Below are 15,946 nucleotides of genomic sequence, written 5' to 3'. Positions count from 1 at the left end.
CGAATAAAATTTACCCTATAAAATAAATTTTATTCTATCTAATGTTGGTCTCGCCTGCTTTACCAGTAACAATCCATTAATATGTAATTATCATCTTTGAGTAACCCTTTGAATATGAATAGTTAAATATAACTTTTCTTCATCTGATAACTCTTTTTCTAAATATGATTCTATTTTCAGCATGCAATCATAAGCTTTTTTGTACTTTGTTTTTACTTGCTTTAATAAAAAATCATCCTCTTCTTCTGTTTGTAAATTCTTACTTAACCTTTGAAAGAAAAATCTTAAATGAGTAACAAATCTTTCATAATTTAATGATTTCTCATCAAGGGGAATATTATATGTATATTTTACTATATTTAAAATATCTTGTATCATTTTAGTCTGCTTGGCAATATCTTCGACTTTTCCACCTTTATTATTTACTTGTGCATTTATTAAGTGAAGAGCAATATTACCAGCTTCATCTTCAGGTAATTTCTTACCTGTTTCATCTTCAATAAATTCTAATGCTTTTAAACCTATTTCAAATTCTTTAGCATAAAACCTTTTAATTTCCCAAATTAAAGGATTTGGGCGATTAAGATCTTCATCAAATAATTTTAATGCATAGCTTATATGATCTGTTAAAGTAACATATATATAGTCACTCAGTTCAACACCTAATATATTTTTAGCATATTCAATAATATCGTAGCATAATGACACATATTGGGAAGGAATATCTTCTAATAGTAGTTTGAATTTTTCTGATGCATCCTTTTGCTTAAGAATAAAGGTTTTTTCGACTAAAGCTTCATCTACTTTTTCCCCTACACTTTTTTTAAAGCCTACACCGCTTCCCATAACAACAAATTCATGCTTTTCTGAATCATTAGCTAATATAGCATTATTATTAAATATCTTTTTTATTATCATGCCTATCCCCCTATCGATATTGCTATGCTAATTAAGAATATAAAAACCTTAATTAATCAAAAGAGACATACTTATTCTCTTCTCATTAATTAAGGTCTCGCCTGATCGAATCAGTAACAATCCCGTATATTTACTTGTAAGCGTTTAACTTATATAACAATAATATATTCTTTTATTTTATTTGTCAATACCATTTTCTTATTTTTCTAAAAATTTTTCTGCATAATCTAAAATTAAACAAAGTATTTATATTACCATTAATTACTACTTTAAGAATATATTCTCGAAGTAATATTTCATGTTATAATCAAACTATTATTAAAATATAACCAACTTTAGGAGGGCTTATGAAAGATTATAATGTCGAATTAACTAATTTAGAATTGAAAGATATCATAGACTTGCAATTTCTGCAAAAGTTCCAAGATGATTTTGCAAAAAGTATGAACATTGCTAGCGTTACAGTTGATAAAAACGGAACTCCGTTCACAAAACCAAGTAGTTATACTCACATTTGCTCTAATCTTACTCAATCTACAAAACTTGGTGAGAGTCGTTGTGCTGAATGTCATAGCAAAGCAGGTGAAGAAGCTTTTAAAACCGGGAGACCTTACATATATAAATGTCACTCTGGTCTTATAGACTTTGCTGCTCCTATAATTGTTCGCGGGCAACTTATAGGAACAATACTTGGTGGACAAATCTTATTTGATGAACCTAATGAAATTCAGTTTAAAAATACTGCCAATGACTTAGGCTTAGATGAAGAAAAATATTATGATGCAGCTAAGCAGGTAAAAGTAGTGGACGAAAATAATATTAAAGCTGCAGCTGAAGTATTGTTTTCAGTTGCAAACACATTATCTAATGAAGGCTATCAACGTTTGAAAATCAAACAATTAACTTCAACTCTTTCAGAAAGTTTTGAACAAATATCTTCTGCAACTCAGCAGCTTGCCTCTTCACAATGGAAGTTACTGAAACTCAAACCTTATTAAACAATGAAATCATAAATGTACAACAACTTTCTAATGAAATAAATGTTATTTTAGGATATATAAAAGATATATCAAATCAAACAAAAATGCTTGGGCTTAATGCATCAATAGAAGCAGCTAGGGTCGGCGACCTTGGTAAGGGGTTTGGAGTAGTTGCTTTAGAAATAAGAAAATTATCTGAAAGTTCAAAAGAAACAACTGCAAGCATTGCTAGTTTACTAGATAAAATACACTCTTCCGTAGAAAGAACCTTAGAAGCTTCAAATAATACTTTAAACATAACTGAACAGCAATCAGCTGCAATCGAAGAAACAAATGCTAGCGTTGAAGAAGTAACAACTTTTACTATGGAACTAAATAAATTAGCTAATGAACAATAAATTCCTTAGCGAAAGCCTATAGGTAACTTCTATAGGCTTTCATGCTTTTTTGTTTGTTTCATATATTTATTTAAATATACATATGAAAATCTCCCATTGGAGATTTTGTCCTCAACTCTTAACTCTGAACTCTTAACTGAAGGAAGGCTGCTCTTTTCATAAGTGCATATTTTGCAACAGCAACCCACTTTTTTCTGATGTGAAGGGTTCTCCTATACATTTAAATCCAGCTTTTTTATAGAAATCAATAGTATCTATTCTTGCATGAAGGCACAAACTCTTAATATTACGTTCTTGAGCTCTTTCTATGTGTCTTTTTAGCATTTTAGATCCAATTCCTTTATTAATGTATTTGGGACTAACTGCTACATTGGTAATTTCCCCTTTTCCATTGAAATTGGTCAATCTTGAGTACCCCGCAACTTCTCCATTATCTAAAGCTATTAAATGCTCACTTATAGGATCTAAATCATCATAATCATATTTTTCAATTTTTCCATATGGCTCAAATAATATTTTATATCTCAGTTCAATTACTTTCTTAAAAATTTCACTTTTATAATCTATGTATTCATATATAATTTCCTCCATATACATCTCCTATTCTTAATTTAAATCATATTTTTAGTTTTCTATATCTATTATATGCCGCCATTATTTCTTGTTTTCTAGGTATCGCTAAGCTTCCACTTCCGCCTTTTATTCTTTCTATAGATATTAATCCATTTTTCTCTATTTCGCAAACAATATAATCTACCATTTCTTTTAAACTTAAACCTTTATCCATAATATTAGCTTCTGCCCATTTCATAATGGCACCTATGGTATTTAGCTGCTCATTATCTACTATTTGTTCTACTGAGCTTAAGTTTATCTCTTCCTTATTTATTATTATTGTATCCAATCCTATAGTTTTTATTTTTATTCCTTTTTCTCCTTCCTTAATATTTCCGGCTTTAACCACTCTGTTAAAGGATATACTTATCTTTAAATTATTTTCTCTAACTCTTTTAATAATATTACCTTTTCTTAAATCTACAGCTTGTTTTGTAACATCCTTAGTATTATAATTATCCATTTGAATTACACAATCTGCTACATCAAAAAAGTCTCCACAGCTTCCAACTACGATTATTGTAGAAATCCCTTTTTGTTCATATAAAGGTCTTACAACTTCAATAAACGGAGTTATTGGTTCCTTATCTTTAGAAACAAGTTTTTGCATTAAATCATCTCTCATCATAAAGTTAGTAGCCGAAGTATCTTCATCAATTAAAAATACCTTTGTGTTACTTTCTATTCCTTCAATGATATTAGCTGCCTGTGATGTACTGCCACTTGCATTTTCAGTCTTAAATTCTACAGTATTCTTACCATTAGGCAGATTATCTATAAATAGTGATATATCAGTCTTAGTTACATTCCTACCATCTTCTGCTCTAACCTTTAAAGCTGATTGATCTGTAATTACAAACTCTCTACCATCACCTTCAATATGGTTGTAAACACCAAGTTCTAAGGCTTTTAATAAAGTTGATTTTCCGTGATATCCCCCACCAACTATTAGAGTTATACCTTTTTTAATACCCATCCCTTTAATTGTTCCTCTTGTTTGTGTATTAAATTCCACTTCTAACTCTTTTGGTGCAACAAAAGTCTTACCTTCTTTTAATGGTCTTATTGATATACCGCTTTCTCTTGGAAGCATGGAACCATTAGCTATAAATGCAACTAATCCTCTTTTCCCTAATTCACTTCTTATATACTCTTGATCTTCAACAAGCTTTACTCTAGATTTTAGCTTTTCCTTATTGATATTTTCATATATTAAAGTTTTCTCAACAATGTTTGGTATAACACTATATAAAATCTTTTCTAACTCCTTTGATAAAACACTTCTACCTCTAGCTGGAAATCCAACATAAAACCTTGCTTCAATTTTATCTTCATCTATAATTATTGATGTTCTTTCTAATATTTCCTGTGGACATTTACTTATAGCTATAAGACCACTTTTCCCTGAGCCAAAAACTCTTTCGCTACATCTATTTATATTAAAATAAAATTCTCTCGTCAAATAATCTGCTACTGCAATATTTCTGTTTTTATTATTAAAAAGTTCCTTTGGAAACTTTGCTGTTTTCTGATTTACTATTACCCTAATTCTTGAAGGAGCTGCAAAAGGATCACCTTGAACATGATCTATACTAAGAACATAATTTTCAAAATCATATGTTCCTTCTAAATCTTTGTATAATCTATAACTTTTTCCATCAATTCTATCTAAATCTTTCTTTAATTCTTGTGATTTTTTCATATAATCTCCTATCTCATATTTTATTTTCTATAATGAAATCAATCTTTAATCATAATAACCAATTCTAAGTATTCCAACAAGCTTATCTATATAAAAAAACTAGATAATACTTACTATAAAATATTATCTAGAATTATTTCACTTATTATTGATTTTGTGTGCTCATTTGTAAAAGTCTATTCTTTAATTTTTCTTCTATACTTTGTAACTCAACTTCAGCTTCTCTACGCTTTTGACGTCCTTCTGTTTGTATTCTAAGAACCTCATCAAGAGTTGAAATCAATGATTCATTTGTATTACGAAGAGTATCTATATCTACAATTCCACGTTCAGATACCTTAGCTGTTTCAATAGTTGACATTTTTAAGGTTTCAGCATTTTTACGTAAAAGCTGATTAGTCATATCTGTCACTTCATTTTGAACCTTTGCTGCATTTGTAGAATGTGCCACTCCAAGAGCTAATACAATTTGACTTTTCCAAAGTGGAATAGTATTTACAATTGTTGATTGTATTTTTTCTGACATTAAAGAATCATTATTTTGAACCAAACGAATTTGTGGTGCCATTTGAAGAGAAATCATTCTAGTTAATTCTAAATCATGAATCTTCTTTTCAAAGCGATTGCAAAGTGCCATAAAATCATTTGTTGCTTGAGCATCTTCTGGAAGTCCACTTATTTTTGCTCTTTCAACTAAAGCAGGAAGTTCTTCCTTTTCTAATTTTGCAAGCTTCTTCTTTCCTGCTAATATGTACATTGAAAGTTCTTTGAAATAAACCTTATTTATTTCGTACATTTTATCAAGCATTGCTATATCTTTTAAAAGCTGAATTTGATGAGTTTGAAGCATATTAGTGATTTTGTTTATATTTCCTTCAACCTTATCATATTTTACTCTTAAAGTTGATATCTTTTCTGAAGTCTTTTTAAATAAACCTAAGATCCCCTTTTTTTCTTCTTGAGCATCAAAGCTCTTTAATTCGCATACCACGCTGGTAAGCATATCTCCTACTTCACCTAAATCTTTTGTCTTTACGTTATTTAAAGCTGTTTCTGAGAAATCTGCAATTTTCTTTTGGGCACCCACGCCATATTGTAAAATTGAATTTGTATTAGTTATATCAATTTTTTCTACAAATTGATCTACCATCTTTTTTTCTTCTTCTGTTAAGCTACTGTCATCAATTACTTCTGGTTCTTTTTTTTCTTCGGCTGCTTTAGTAAGAGAAACTTCTTCCTCCATTGGTTCAAAGCTCAAGCTTGGTGTTACATCAATAACATCCTTAAATTCATTATCCACTTTAAAATCCTCCTCTTTTATCCCAACTTATTTTTCAAAATCCTTTTTAGTTAATCCTTCTTGTGTAAAAAGTGTTTCAAGAACAGAAATATCTGTTGAGATATCTAATGCTACCTCTTCAAATAAATCATCTAATAATTTTTCAAAAGCAGTGTTTATAAAATCAATACTCTTTTCAATTTCATTTTTAGCATTTGTTATATTTTCTCCCTGTACTGGTTGATCGTTTAACTCTTTATAAGATGTAACCAGTTTTAAAGTAATAGGAAGATAGTGATTAGTAAATTTATTGACCTCTGGCAATTTCTTAGGGTTGTTTTCTATATGTTCTAATATTTGACTTACTATATTTTCAAGCCTATATAATTTATTTGAAATTTCTTCTTCTGGGAGCGCATCATTTATATCTCTTATTTGTTTAATATAATTTTGCCCCATATCTATTGTAAATCTCAATTCTCTCTTTTGAGGATCATTCATTTCAGCATTTGATTTCTCTTGCTTTCTTAGTTCTTCTTCAGTTCGTTTTTTTAATGCTTCCTGCGATTCTAAATAATTGTTGTAAACTTCATTACTTAACATAAAATATGTTTTTTCTTCATCTATATGAGCTTCTTTAAACATATTTAATTCAATCATTTTTTTTAAATCTTTTATAACATATTTATCCTTCTTTTGTACTGCTTCGGCTAAACTTTCTATTAAAACATAATTTTGCCCATCGAGAGTTTTTACATATTCTTTGAAACGCTTTATTCTATTTCTTAAATACACTCCTCTAAATGATAATCCTAAATTAAATAGAAAAAATGAACCAAAAATCCCTAATGTAGGATATATATACCCTGTAAAATTAGATGTTACTGGATTGGGAATAAGAGTAGATATGGAACTAATCCCTAGTAAAAGAGCAAATACTGCACTTCCACTATAACCAAATATCTTGTAAAATACTCCTGCTACACTTCCTACAGGCCTTTTAGTAATATATGGAGAGTATTTATTTTTTTCTCTTTTAGTGATATTCAATAATTTTTCATTTTGCTTTTGAAGCTTAGATTCCATCTTTTCGCTAAATTTTTGCGACTTATTTTTCATCTTTTCTACTACATCGTCTGATTTATATTTCATTTTTGATTTTACTTCATTTAAAGTATCATCCGCCCTATTATTAAATTCTTCTTTTATACCTGCAAAATCTATAGCATTAAATGCATTTTTTACTGTATCTCTAATTTGATCCTCTAAATCTGAAAAATCCTTCTTGCCCATGCTAATGCCTCCAAATTATTTTTGTATAATTCACTTTAAGCTTAGGAATATTAAAGTATATTGCCTATAAATTTGTAATAATATTTTCGCTTTATTATATCTCATTATTGCATAAATTACAATTTGTAACATCTTAATTATTTCTGAAATCTCAAATATGAATTATTAACTTATAACGACAAGTAAAACCATGTACAAAGTAAATATCCTTTCACTTTAAATACATGGTTTTACACTTTAATAAAATATTGTTAGATTAGTAATTTTTAGCTTAAACTCAAATTACTATTGCTAACTATTTAAAATTCTATATAATATAGTTTAATTATATTTTAGTTATTTGTTACTTTAGTTAATTTGTAATTTCTAGGGACTTCTTTTGATTTAGTACCATTAATAGTAGTACCTTCAAATCCAAAGGATACTTTATTTCCTGCTTTAATAATACTAGTATAATCTTTGTATTTAATTACATAATGATTGCCTTCATGACTTACTATTTCAGCATTCCATATAGATTTAATTGTATCTTTATAATCGAATTCTAAAGTCCAATCTTCTATTGATTTACTTCCTGTATTATTAATTACAAATATGCCATTAAATCCATTGCCCCAGTCATTAGCCTTTGAAAAATCTATCTTGTATTGATCTTCTTTGACTTCTTCTAAAGATGATGAAATACTATAATCTGTAATTGTAGGTGGATTTTCATCTTTATATGAAGCAATAAATCCAAATTTCACTGCTGCTCCTGTTGTAATATCTTGTGGCCATCCTGAATTTTTAACTACATAAGTATTACCTTCATGAGATTCTATTGAAGCATTCCAAATTTGATCTATTTCTCCATTAAAATTAAATTTTAATGCCCAATTATTAATCAGCTTTCCACTTATATTAGTCAATTCAACTGTTGATTTAACTTTATTGCCCCATTTTTCATTTAATTTATAATCAACTGAAACATCTTTATTTTCAGTTGGATTTGTTGGTTTATCATTTTTAGCTGAAGTTTCTTCATTATAAAGTGCTTCTACTTGTTGATCTGTTAATGCAGTATCATATATAGCCACATTATCAAATTTTGCTGATGCTATATCTGCATCTCCCCAAATATTACCACTTCCTATTCTTACGTCTGTCATATTTGCAAGGAAATTATTTTCAAAACATGCTGCTATATCTTTTTCAGCTCTGCCCACTTCTGTTCCATTAACATATACGTGAATTCCTTTTGCATCAACTGTATAAGTTACATATTCCCATGTATTTGCTGATAATGGCTTTGAAATTTCTGTTGCATCCGCCCATGCTCCATTTGCATTAATTCTTGAAAATAAGTTAGCACTTATTCTTGTAACAGGATACTTAACTCCGCCATTAGCTTCAAATAATGCACTATGCTCGAAGTAGTTAGGATTTGTGTTATCTACATTTACCCACATGCTTACTGTATAGCCTTTATCAGTAATTCCATTAAAAGTATCACTTGGCAATGCTAAATAATTAACCTTTACTGCTCCTTTATCATTATTAATATTTAAAACTTTACCTCTAGTTGGGTCCTCTGAAACAGATGCAGTTCCTACTAAAGTTGCTTTTCCGCCTTTGCTTCCCCTATTTACAATATCAGACGATGTATTAAAATCATATTTGTAAATAGGTGTAGCACCTACATTTTCTAACTTTCCTTTAACTAATATATTAAAAGTTTTATTAATGATTTCCTTACCCTTCATTATTTGAGCTGTAAGTTTCACATTAACATCCTCTTTAGTACGGTTTACTACTCCTTGGCTACTTAAAACACTAGGATTACTTGAAGACCAAGTTATTGCTGTATTATAAGCTCCTGTTATAGGTAATGTTATATTTGAAGTTGTACTAGCTGGAATCTTGCTTTCTAAAACTTCAGAAGCATAGTTAACAGCCTCACCATCTTTTAATTCAAGCTTACTTCCCCAAATACATTCATTATTATTTCCAACTGCAGTGAAGGTCATAACTTTTGATGTCTTTTTAGATTCATCTTGTTGTCTAAAGAATACTCCCTTATACGTTACCCCATCAATTGTTGCATTCATATAATATGAACCATCCTTCATAGTCCAAGTTCCAGTTATATCTCCTGTTATTGTATTGTCAGCATTTAATTTAATATTTAATGTATTTATCATAGCAGAACTGCTATTGTTACCATGATTAATAAATTGATAATCACCTACAATTTCATTTTTTGAATAGCCATTATTTGAAATTTTATCTCCATTATCTTCATATGGTGCAACTACTGGCCATCCTTCTTCATTTAAGAACATTTGATGAACTCTAACTTGATGTTCTTCTGTACCACTATTAAATCTAGTATGATAAACAAGGTACATTTGTCCATCAGAATCAATAAAGGATGAATTATGTCCTGCTGCCTTATAACCTACATCTAAGCAGTCAAATTTATAGTTGCCAATTAGTTTAATTCCATAAGCATTGTTATCAACATTTCCTGGCAATGCTGCATTTTTACCTGATGCATCTGTATATGGACCTGTTGGATTTGTTGCTCTAAATAATCTGATATTATATCCGCCGTTTGCAGCTAATCCAGCATAAGACATATATAAGTAATAGTATCCTGTGTCCTTATCATATACAATTTCTCCGCCTTCACCTGATTTAGTATATCCACCAGCTATTCTAGTACCAAAATATCTGTCTGTAGGATTTAAATCATTTGTATTTTCATCTTTTCCAGGATATATTGCTTTACCTGTTGCTTTATCAATTTTAAGCATATATATTCCACCAGACCAAGAACCATAACTCATCCAAAGCGTTCCATCTTTATCATAGAACAATTCTGGATCTATAGCATTTGGTGCATAGCTTGTATTATAATTTCCATCATTTGAAAACCATTTCGAATTTACTGATGATAAGGTACCGTTTTCAAGAAGCTTCTTAATATTTGTATTTACATAATTTGTGTTTTTGATACTGTTAGCATCCTTTGCATCTCCTTTGGTAAACCCTGAATAAACAATAGTATCAACATAAGTATATGGCCCTTCAATATTTTGAGAAACAGCAAGTCCTATTGCTGAACGCTTATAAGTAGAGGATGTGCAGTAATACATAGTATAAGCACCTTTTGTTCCATCACTGTTTACATAATCACTATTCCAAATAACACAAGGAGCCCATACAGAATATCCACCTTTGCAATCTGAATCGTTTTCACCAGCCCAAGCAAAAGAACCCGATAAATTCTTTGATAAATCTCCAAACAAAGTATTATTAGGAGTAGTATAACCATTTGTGAATCTAGTCCAATTTTTTAAATCTTTAGATTTTGCTGCTTCTATGTGAGAGCCAAATACATAATATGTATCCTTATCTTTTACAATAGATGGATCATGAACTGACACACGTTGTATAGAGTTTCTTGTCCCATTTTCATCACTTGCTGTTGTAGCTTGGGATGCTTTGCCTGCCTCTTCAGCCGCTAATACTGCATACTTCGGAGTAATCAATGTACCTGCTACTATTCCAGCTACAAAAATTGATATGAGCCTTTTAAAGTTTCTTTTAATCATAAAGACCTGTCCTCTTTTCTTTTAAATTTGCTTTTATAAATTCGAATTCATTATTTTAATATTTATTAAAACGTTTTAATATTTTATAATATAAATTATATTATCCATAATATATAAAATTAATATATACTATGCGATTATATCCGACTTTTATCTACAAACCACTATTTAACTGTATCTTATCAATATAAATAGTAAAAACCATCAATCCAGCTATATATTTTAGCACTTTTTTAATTTTATATATATTTAAAACAATTATAATACCCTGTATAATTTAAAAATTTATTATATCTGATTAAACTAGCTTTAAATTTTTACAATATAATATATAATGTTAATATAATACACTTTACTTGGAGGTTATATTTATATGAATAATGTGCTAACAGAAGAAAATATAAGAAAGCTCAGAGAAGAATTAGATTATAGGATGACTGTTAAAAGAGCTGAAATTGCAAAAGAAAAATTAGTAGCTGCTGCTCATGGAGATAGATCTGAAAATGCTGAATATAAAGAAGCCTGCAGAAATTACAGGGAAAACGATAATAGAATTCAATACTTATTAACCATGATTTCAACTGCAACTGTAATAGCTGATGAAGATTTAGATAAATCCGTTTTAGGAATTAATAGTAAAGCTAGAATTAGATTTGTTGAAGATGATGACGAAGTAGTTATAACACTTGTAACAACTATGGACTTAGACCCTGAAAATATGCTAATAAGCATAGAATCAGATTTAGGAAAAGCTCTATCAGGCAAAAAAGTTCATGATATAGTAGAAGTTGATGCACCTGGTGAAAAATATAATGTAGAAGTATTAGAAATACTATAAATTAATCAATTTCTGATGATTAATGCTAGAATTCCAAAAGAATTCTAGCATTAATATATTATTTAAGAAAAGCCTTAACATAACTAATTTTAAGTTCCCCATTGTGGCATAGCCACTCCTTTCAGAAGTGCATGACTGCTCTTTTTATAGGTGTAACTCTTATCTATTAACTGTAAGAACCATAGTTACCCATTCATTAGTTTTTGTCTTTTTTACTAAATTATAGCCTTGAGATTTTAGCTCTTCATAGATTTTATCGCTGCTCCATTCAACTAATCCTGAAACAAATAATCTTCCATTATCTTTTAAAACTTTATTAATGAATTCCATTGAAGATAAAGTTTCCTCTCCTCCTATGTTAATAAAAACTACATCAAATTCTTTATTCACCCCTAACTCCTTAGACGTGACATCTGCGACAACAACTTCTATATTATTAATGTTATTAAGTTTAGAATTATAAAGAACTTCACTCGTAACATCTCTTATATCAAGAGCTACTATAGATTTAGCATTCTTTAGTGCTGCCGCTATACTCAATATTCCTGAACCCGTTCCTAAATCCAAAATAGTTAAACCTGAAAAATCTTCATCTAATATATATCTAAGAAAATCCTGAGTAGTTTCATGTAATCCAGTCCCAAAGGAACCTTGAGATTCAAAATTTATTTTTTTAAGATTTTCAAAAGTAGCACTAGGTTCTGCAATTATCCATCCATTATTTAAATCTACAGGTTCAAAAGGCTGCTGCCAATTCTCATCTTTAATTTCTGATAATTTCACTTCCTCCTTTAACTCCAAAATCTCTTTAATTTTATCTATATATTCATTACACACTTCTGCGTTGCTACTTTCAGGATAAACCTTTAAATTTACAAATTCATTTTCTTTTTCAAAAAATCCATAACCATTCGAATCAACAGTAACCTCATAAGGAGCATCATAATAAGTACAAGAGATACCTACACTAATTAATTTATCTAATACTGTTTCGATTTCAGAATGTTTTACTTGGAATGATATTTCAAACATAAATTACACCTCATAAAAAATATATTTTCCTAAATTAAAATTTCATGCTTCTTATTATAACTCAAATAATAAAACTATGAAAATTATAATTAAATAAAACAAGTTTAGCACTTAACATTTTTTGACTGTTAAGTGCTAATTTCAAAATTAATCCATCGCTTGTCTATTTTATTCTAAATAGTTATTAATTCATATTCCTTATTTCCAAGGCCTAATTTCACAGCATGATCAATTGCAGTTTTCCAATCTGTTTCAGGACTTACATTAGTGAAGTGATCATGATGCTTACATCCACTTTCTTCAAGGAGACTTCCTTTCATAACTGGTTGATTATTTACTGCATCCGCACATGCTACATCTAATGCAACTGGATCAAAAGATGCAAACATACCAACATCAGGTACTATAGGCACATCATTTTTATTATGACAGTCACAGAATGGAGATACATCTATTACTAAACTAATGTGGAAGTTTGGACGTCCATTTAACACCGCCCATGAGTATTCTGCTATCTTCTTATTTAATATTTCATTAGATTCACCTGAACCAGGCATAACTGCATCCATCGGACATATACCTATACATCTTCCACAGCCTGTACATATATTATGATCTATGAATGCCTTTTTATCAGTTATTGTAATTGCATTATGAGCACAATTTTTAGCACATAAGCTACACCCAACACAGTTATCTTTATGAACATTAGGTTTTCCACTGCTGTGCATTTCCATTTTACCTGCACGTGATCCACAACCCATACCAATATTCTTTAAAGCACCACCAAATCCTGTCATCTCATGCCCTTTAAAATGACTTAAAGAAATAAATATATCAGCATCCATAATTGCATGTCCTATTTTAGCTTCTTTTACATATTCCCCACAGGTAACAGGAACTAGAGCTTCATCAGTACCTTTTAATCCATCTCCTATTAATACATGACAGCCTGTTGTAAAAGGAGTAAAGCCATTTCCATAAGCTGAATCAATATGATCTAAAGCATTCTTTCTTCCACCTACATATAAAGTATTGCAATCTGTTAAAAATGGCTTTCCGCCTAATTCTTTAACTACATCTGCTACTACTTTTGCATAATTAGGGCGCAAAAATGCCATATTGCCCGGTTCACCAAAATGAATTTTAATTGCAGCATATTTCTTTTCAAAATCAATTTCTCCAATACCAGCAGATTTAATTAAACGTTTTAATTTTTCAAGCAAATTTTCATTTCCGCTTACCTTCATATTGGTAAAATAAACTTTTGATCTTTCCATATTATAATTCCTCCAAACTATATATAATTAATCTAATTTTATTATAAGACTTCAAGTTAACTCTAAGTCAATAAGTTTTTTAATGCTTTAATGTTTTTGGAGTAATATACCAGCTCAGAATCTATTATAAAACAAGTCATAAATAATAAACATACAAACAGCCATCAATAACTCTTGGATGCTGTAATATCATTCGGCCACTATAGTGAGTACAAAACATATTGTTTTTCATACGATTCTTACCATATATTAGCCCTTGCAACTAATAGTAGCGAAAATTCAAGGTTAGTTTGGTAGAATAATATTACACCTATTACTATAATAAGATTACAAAACAAAGGGAGGTCTTAATGTGAATATAGGGAAAAAAATACAAACCTTAAGAAAACAAATGAATTTATCTCAAGAACAATTGGCAGAAAAACTTTCTGTTTCAAGACAAGCAGTTTCAAAATGGGAATTAGATCAATCAATTCCTGATACGGATAAAATCTTAGAAATAAGTAAGCTTTTTAATGTCTCAACAGATTATATTCTCAATGATGAAATTACTAATTCTAATTCTACTTTGACAACTCAAAATATAGATTATACTTCTTCTATTGATAATATTACTTATAATACTTACAAAGATTTTATCGGACGATGGGTTAAAATATTATTAGATGATAGAGCATATGGAGGACTTTATCAAGTAGCAATACATGCTGTTAAGAAAGACTTTATTATTTTTGAGGATACAAAAGGTAAGATTGGAATTGTACGTATAGATAAGATAGCTTCCATTTCTGATTCATATATATATGATAAAGCAAATAAAAAAATTCCACCAATAACTTTAAATGATAAATCAGTTCAGCAATCATTGAAATATTTCGAAGGTAAGCATTGTCAACTACACCTTGTTTGCAAATCGCTTTTATCTCATCCCCAGGGATATTTCGATGCACTGGTTGAAAAGCTGTCAGATGATGAAATATTAATAAATATTAATCAAAAGAAAAGCATGATAAGGTTAGAAAAACTTCTTGTAATGGTTGAACGTTAAATTTAATTTATTCAATATGAATAAATATTCCATAAAACAAAAAATCCCTATGAAAATCCACTCACATTTAGATTTTCATAGGGGTATAAATACATATGCGTTAATCTTTTCTCTTATTTCTAATCTTCTAACTCATCTGAAATTACTCTTTCAATATGCATAGCAAGATAACCAATTTCCACATCTTTGATACCTTTTTTTAACTCTCGGCCTAGTTTTCTGCATATTCCTTCTGCAATTTCAAAAGACTTAGGAAATCTTTCACTAATATAATCATTCATATCAAGCTTTATAGTTTCACCCTTTAATATTCTTGCCGCCATATATTTAATATGACTCATAAGACGATTATATGACAATGATTCAATATCAATTTGCTTTCCAATACTGTCTTCAATAGAAGTAATACAATTTCTTACAAGCATTGCTATTTCCATCGCCTGTGATACCTTTTCATCTCCCAAGCTTGAATGAATATGAAGTGCTATATATCCAATTTCATCTTCATTTATTTCAACACCTTCTATTTCCTTTATAATATCCTTACCCTTTCTGGCAACTTCGTATTCTTCAGGAAATAGAGCTTTAATATCTTGTGTAAGGGGATTACTTATTTGTTCATTATTTTTTATTCTTTTAATAGCATATGCTATATGATCTGCAAGAGGGCATAAAATGTTCTGATCAACTTTTTTAAATATCTTTTCTGCTTCAACAATGATGTAATTGGTAATTTCTAAAATCTCTGGTTCTATCTCATTTATTAACTCTCTAGATGGACCTCTTTCTGTTTCCTTTTGTAAAAGATATATGTGTGCATTTTCTGGGGCTTCCATACGTTCATTTACTTTTTTTCCAAAACCAATACCTTTTCCAAGCAGAATATATTCTTTATAAGTATCCATATCTACAGCGAGTACACCATTATGATTTAGTGCCTTTATCACTCTGAACATTTTATGCCTCC

General features: G+C 29.5%; 11 protein-coding genes and 1 pseudogene. 3 read left to right on the top strand and 9 right to left on the bottom strand.

What is annotated here, in order from left to right; genetic code table 11:
• Positions 1 to 90: 90 nt before the first annotated feature.
• A complete protein-coding gene (locus tag GXK56_RS07275; protein ID WP_160686673.1) occupies positions 91 to 918 on the bottom strand; it encodes a PRD domain-containing protein in 828 nt (275 codons plus the stop codon).
• A gap of 347 nt (positions 919 to 1,265) precedes the next feature.
• Here GXK56_RS07275 and GXK56_RS07270 point away from each other — a divergent pair.
• Positions 1,266 to 2,296 (top strand): annotated as a pseudogene (locus tag GXK56_RS07270) (PocR ligand-binding domain-containing protein).
• 156 nt (positions 2,297 to 2,452) lie between these two features.
• On the opposite strand, the gene GXK56_RS07265 reads toward GXK56_RS07270, so the two are convergent.
• The 5 genes from GXK56_RS07265 to GXK56_RS07245 form a co-directional block, all read right to left on the bottom strand.
• Positions 2,453 to 2,887: a GNAT family N-acetyltransferase gene (locus GXK56_RS07265; RefSeq protein ID WP_160686671.1), complete on the bottom strand. Its 435-nt coding sequence runs from the start codon at positions 2,885 to 2,887 to the stop codon at positions 2,453 to 2,455.
• A 25-nt stretch (positions 2,888 to 2,912) separates the two neighbouring features.
• Positions 2,913 to 4,613, bottom strand: coding sequence for an ABC-ATPase domain-containing protein (locus GXK56_RS07260; RefSeq protein ID WP_160686669.1), 1,701 nt, complete (start codon positions 4,611 to 4,613; stop codon positions 2,913 to 2,915).
• Between the two features lie 145 nt (positions 4,614 to 4,758).
• Positions 4,759 to 5,913, bottom strand: a complete 1,155-nt coding sequence (locus GXK56_RS07255) for a toxic anion resistance protein (RefSeq protein ID WP_160686667.1) — start codon at positions 5,911 to 5,913, stop codon at positions 4,759 to 4,761.
• Between the two features lie 27 nt (positions 5,914 to 5,940).
• Positions 5,941 to 7,185: a 5-bromo-4-chloroindolyl phosphate hydrolysis family protein gene (locus GXK56_RS07250; RefSeq protein ID WP_160686665.1), complete on the bottom strand. Its 1,245-nt coding sequence runs from the start codon at positions 7,183 to 7,185 to the stop codon at positions 5,941 to 5,943.
• 332 nt (positions 7,186 to 7,517) lie between these two features.
• Complete coding sequence (locus GXK56_RS07245; protein WP_160686663.1) at positions 7,518 to 10,781, bottom strand: cellulose binding domain-containing protein; 3,264 nt, start codon at positions 10,779 to 10,781, stop codon at positions 7,518 to 7,520.
• 373 nt (positions 10,782 to 11,154) lie between these two features.
• On the opposite strand from GXK56_RS07245, the gene GXK56_RS07240 reads away from it, so the two are divergent.
• Positions 11,155 to 11,619 (top strand): GreA/GreB family elongation factor, encoded by a 465-nt coding sequence (locus GXK56_RS07240; RefSeq protein WP_160686661.1) that lies wholly within the window; start codon positions 11,155 to 11,157, stop codon positions 11,617 to 11,619.
• 159 nt (positions 11,620 to 11,778) lie between these two features.
• On the opposite strand, the gene GXK56_RS07235 is transcribed toward GXK56_RS07240, so the two are convergent.
• Both GXK56_RS07235 and GXK56_RS07230 read right to left on the bottom strand, forming a co-directional pair.
• Positions 11,779 to 12,651 (bottom strand): 50S ribosomal protein L11 methyltransferase, encoded by an 873-nt coding sequence (locus tag GXK56_RS07235; protein ID WP_160686659.1) that lies wholly within the window; start codon positions 12,649 to 12,651, stop codon positions 11,779 to 11,781.
• A gap of 173 nt (positions 12,652 to 12,824) precedes the next feature.
• Positions 12,825 to 13,931 (bottom strand): DUF362 domain-containing protein, encoded by a 1,107-nt coding sequence (locus tag GXK56_RS07230; RefSeq protein WP_160686657.1) that lies wholly within the window; start codon positions 13,929 to 13,931, stop codon positions 12,825 to 12,827.
• Positions 13,932 to 14,283: 352 nt separating this feature from the next.
• Between GXK56_RS07230 and GXK56_RS07225 the strand changes: the two genes are divergently transcribed.
• On the top strand, positions 14,284 to 14,979 hold the full coding sequence (locus GXK56_RS07225; RefSeq protein ID WP_160686655.1) for a helix-turn-helix transcriptional regulator: 696 nt from the start codon (positions 14,284 to 14,286) through the stop codon (positions 14,977 to 14,979).
• Positions 14,980 to 15,098: 119 nt separating this feature from the next.
• Here GXK56_RS07225 and GXK56_RS07220 read toward each other — a convergent pair whose 3' ends face one another.
• Complete coding sequence (locus GXK56_RS07220; RefSeq protein ID WP_160686653.1) at positions 15,099 to 15,935, bottom strand: PRD domain-containing protein; 837 nt, start codon at positions 15,933 to 15,935, stop codon at positions 15,099 to 15,101.
• Between the last annotated feature and the right edge of the window lie 11 nt (positions 15,936 to 15,946).

The organism is Clostridium sp. C2-6-12, assembly GCF_009928485.1.
GTDB lineage: Bacteria > Bacillota > Clostridia > Clostridiales > Clostridiaceae > Clostridium.
This window is presented reverse-complemented; position numbering and strand designations above follow the sequence as displayed.

Coding starts and splice junctions, on each gene's coding strand:
- GXK56_RS07275 (WP_160686673.1), bottom strand. CDS start 918: ATGATAATAAAAAAGATATTTAATAATAATGCTATATTAGCTAATGAT.
- GXK56_RS07265 (WP_160686671.1), bottom strand. CDS start 2,887: ATGGAGGAAATTATATATGAATACATAGATTATAAAAGTGAAATTTTT.
- GXK56_RS07260 (WP_160686669.1), bottom strand. CDS start 4,613: ATGAAAAAATCACAAGAATTAAAGAAAGATTTAGATAGAATTGATGGA.
- GXK56_RS07250 (WP_160686665.1), bottom strand. CDS start 7,185: ATGGGCAAGAAGGATTTTTCAGATTTAGAGGATCAAATTAGAGATACA.
- GXK56_RS07245 (WP_160686663.1), bottom strand. CDS start 10,781: ATGATTAAAAGAAACTTTAAAAGGCTCATATCAATTTTTGTAGCTGGA.
- GXK56_RS07240 (WP_160686661.1), top strand. CDS start 11,155: ATGAATAATGTGCTAACAGAAGAAAATATAAGAAAGCTCAGAGAAGAA.
- GXK56_RS07235 (WP_160686659.1), bottom strand. CDS start 12,651: ATGTTTGAAATATCATTCCAAGTAAAACATTCTGAAATCGAAACAGTA.
- GXK56_RS07230 (WP_160686657.1), bottom strand. CDS start 13,931: ATGGAAAGATCAAAAGTTTATTTTACCAATATGAAGGTAAGCGGAAAT.
- GXK56_RS07220 (WP_160686653.1), bottom strand. CDS start 15,935: ATGTTCAGAGTGATAAAGGCACTAAATCATAATGGTGTACTCGCTGTA.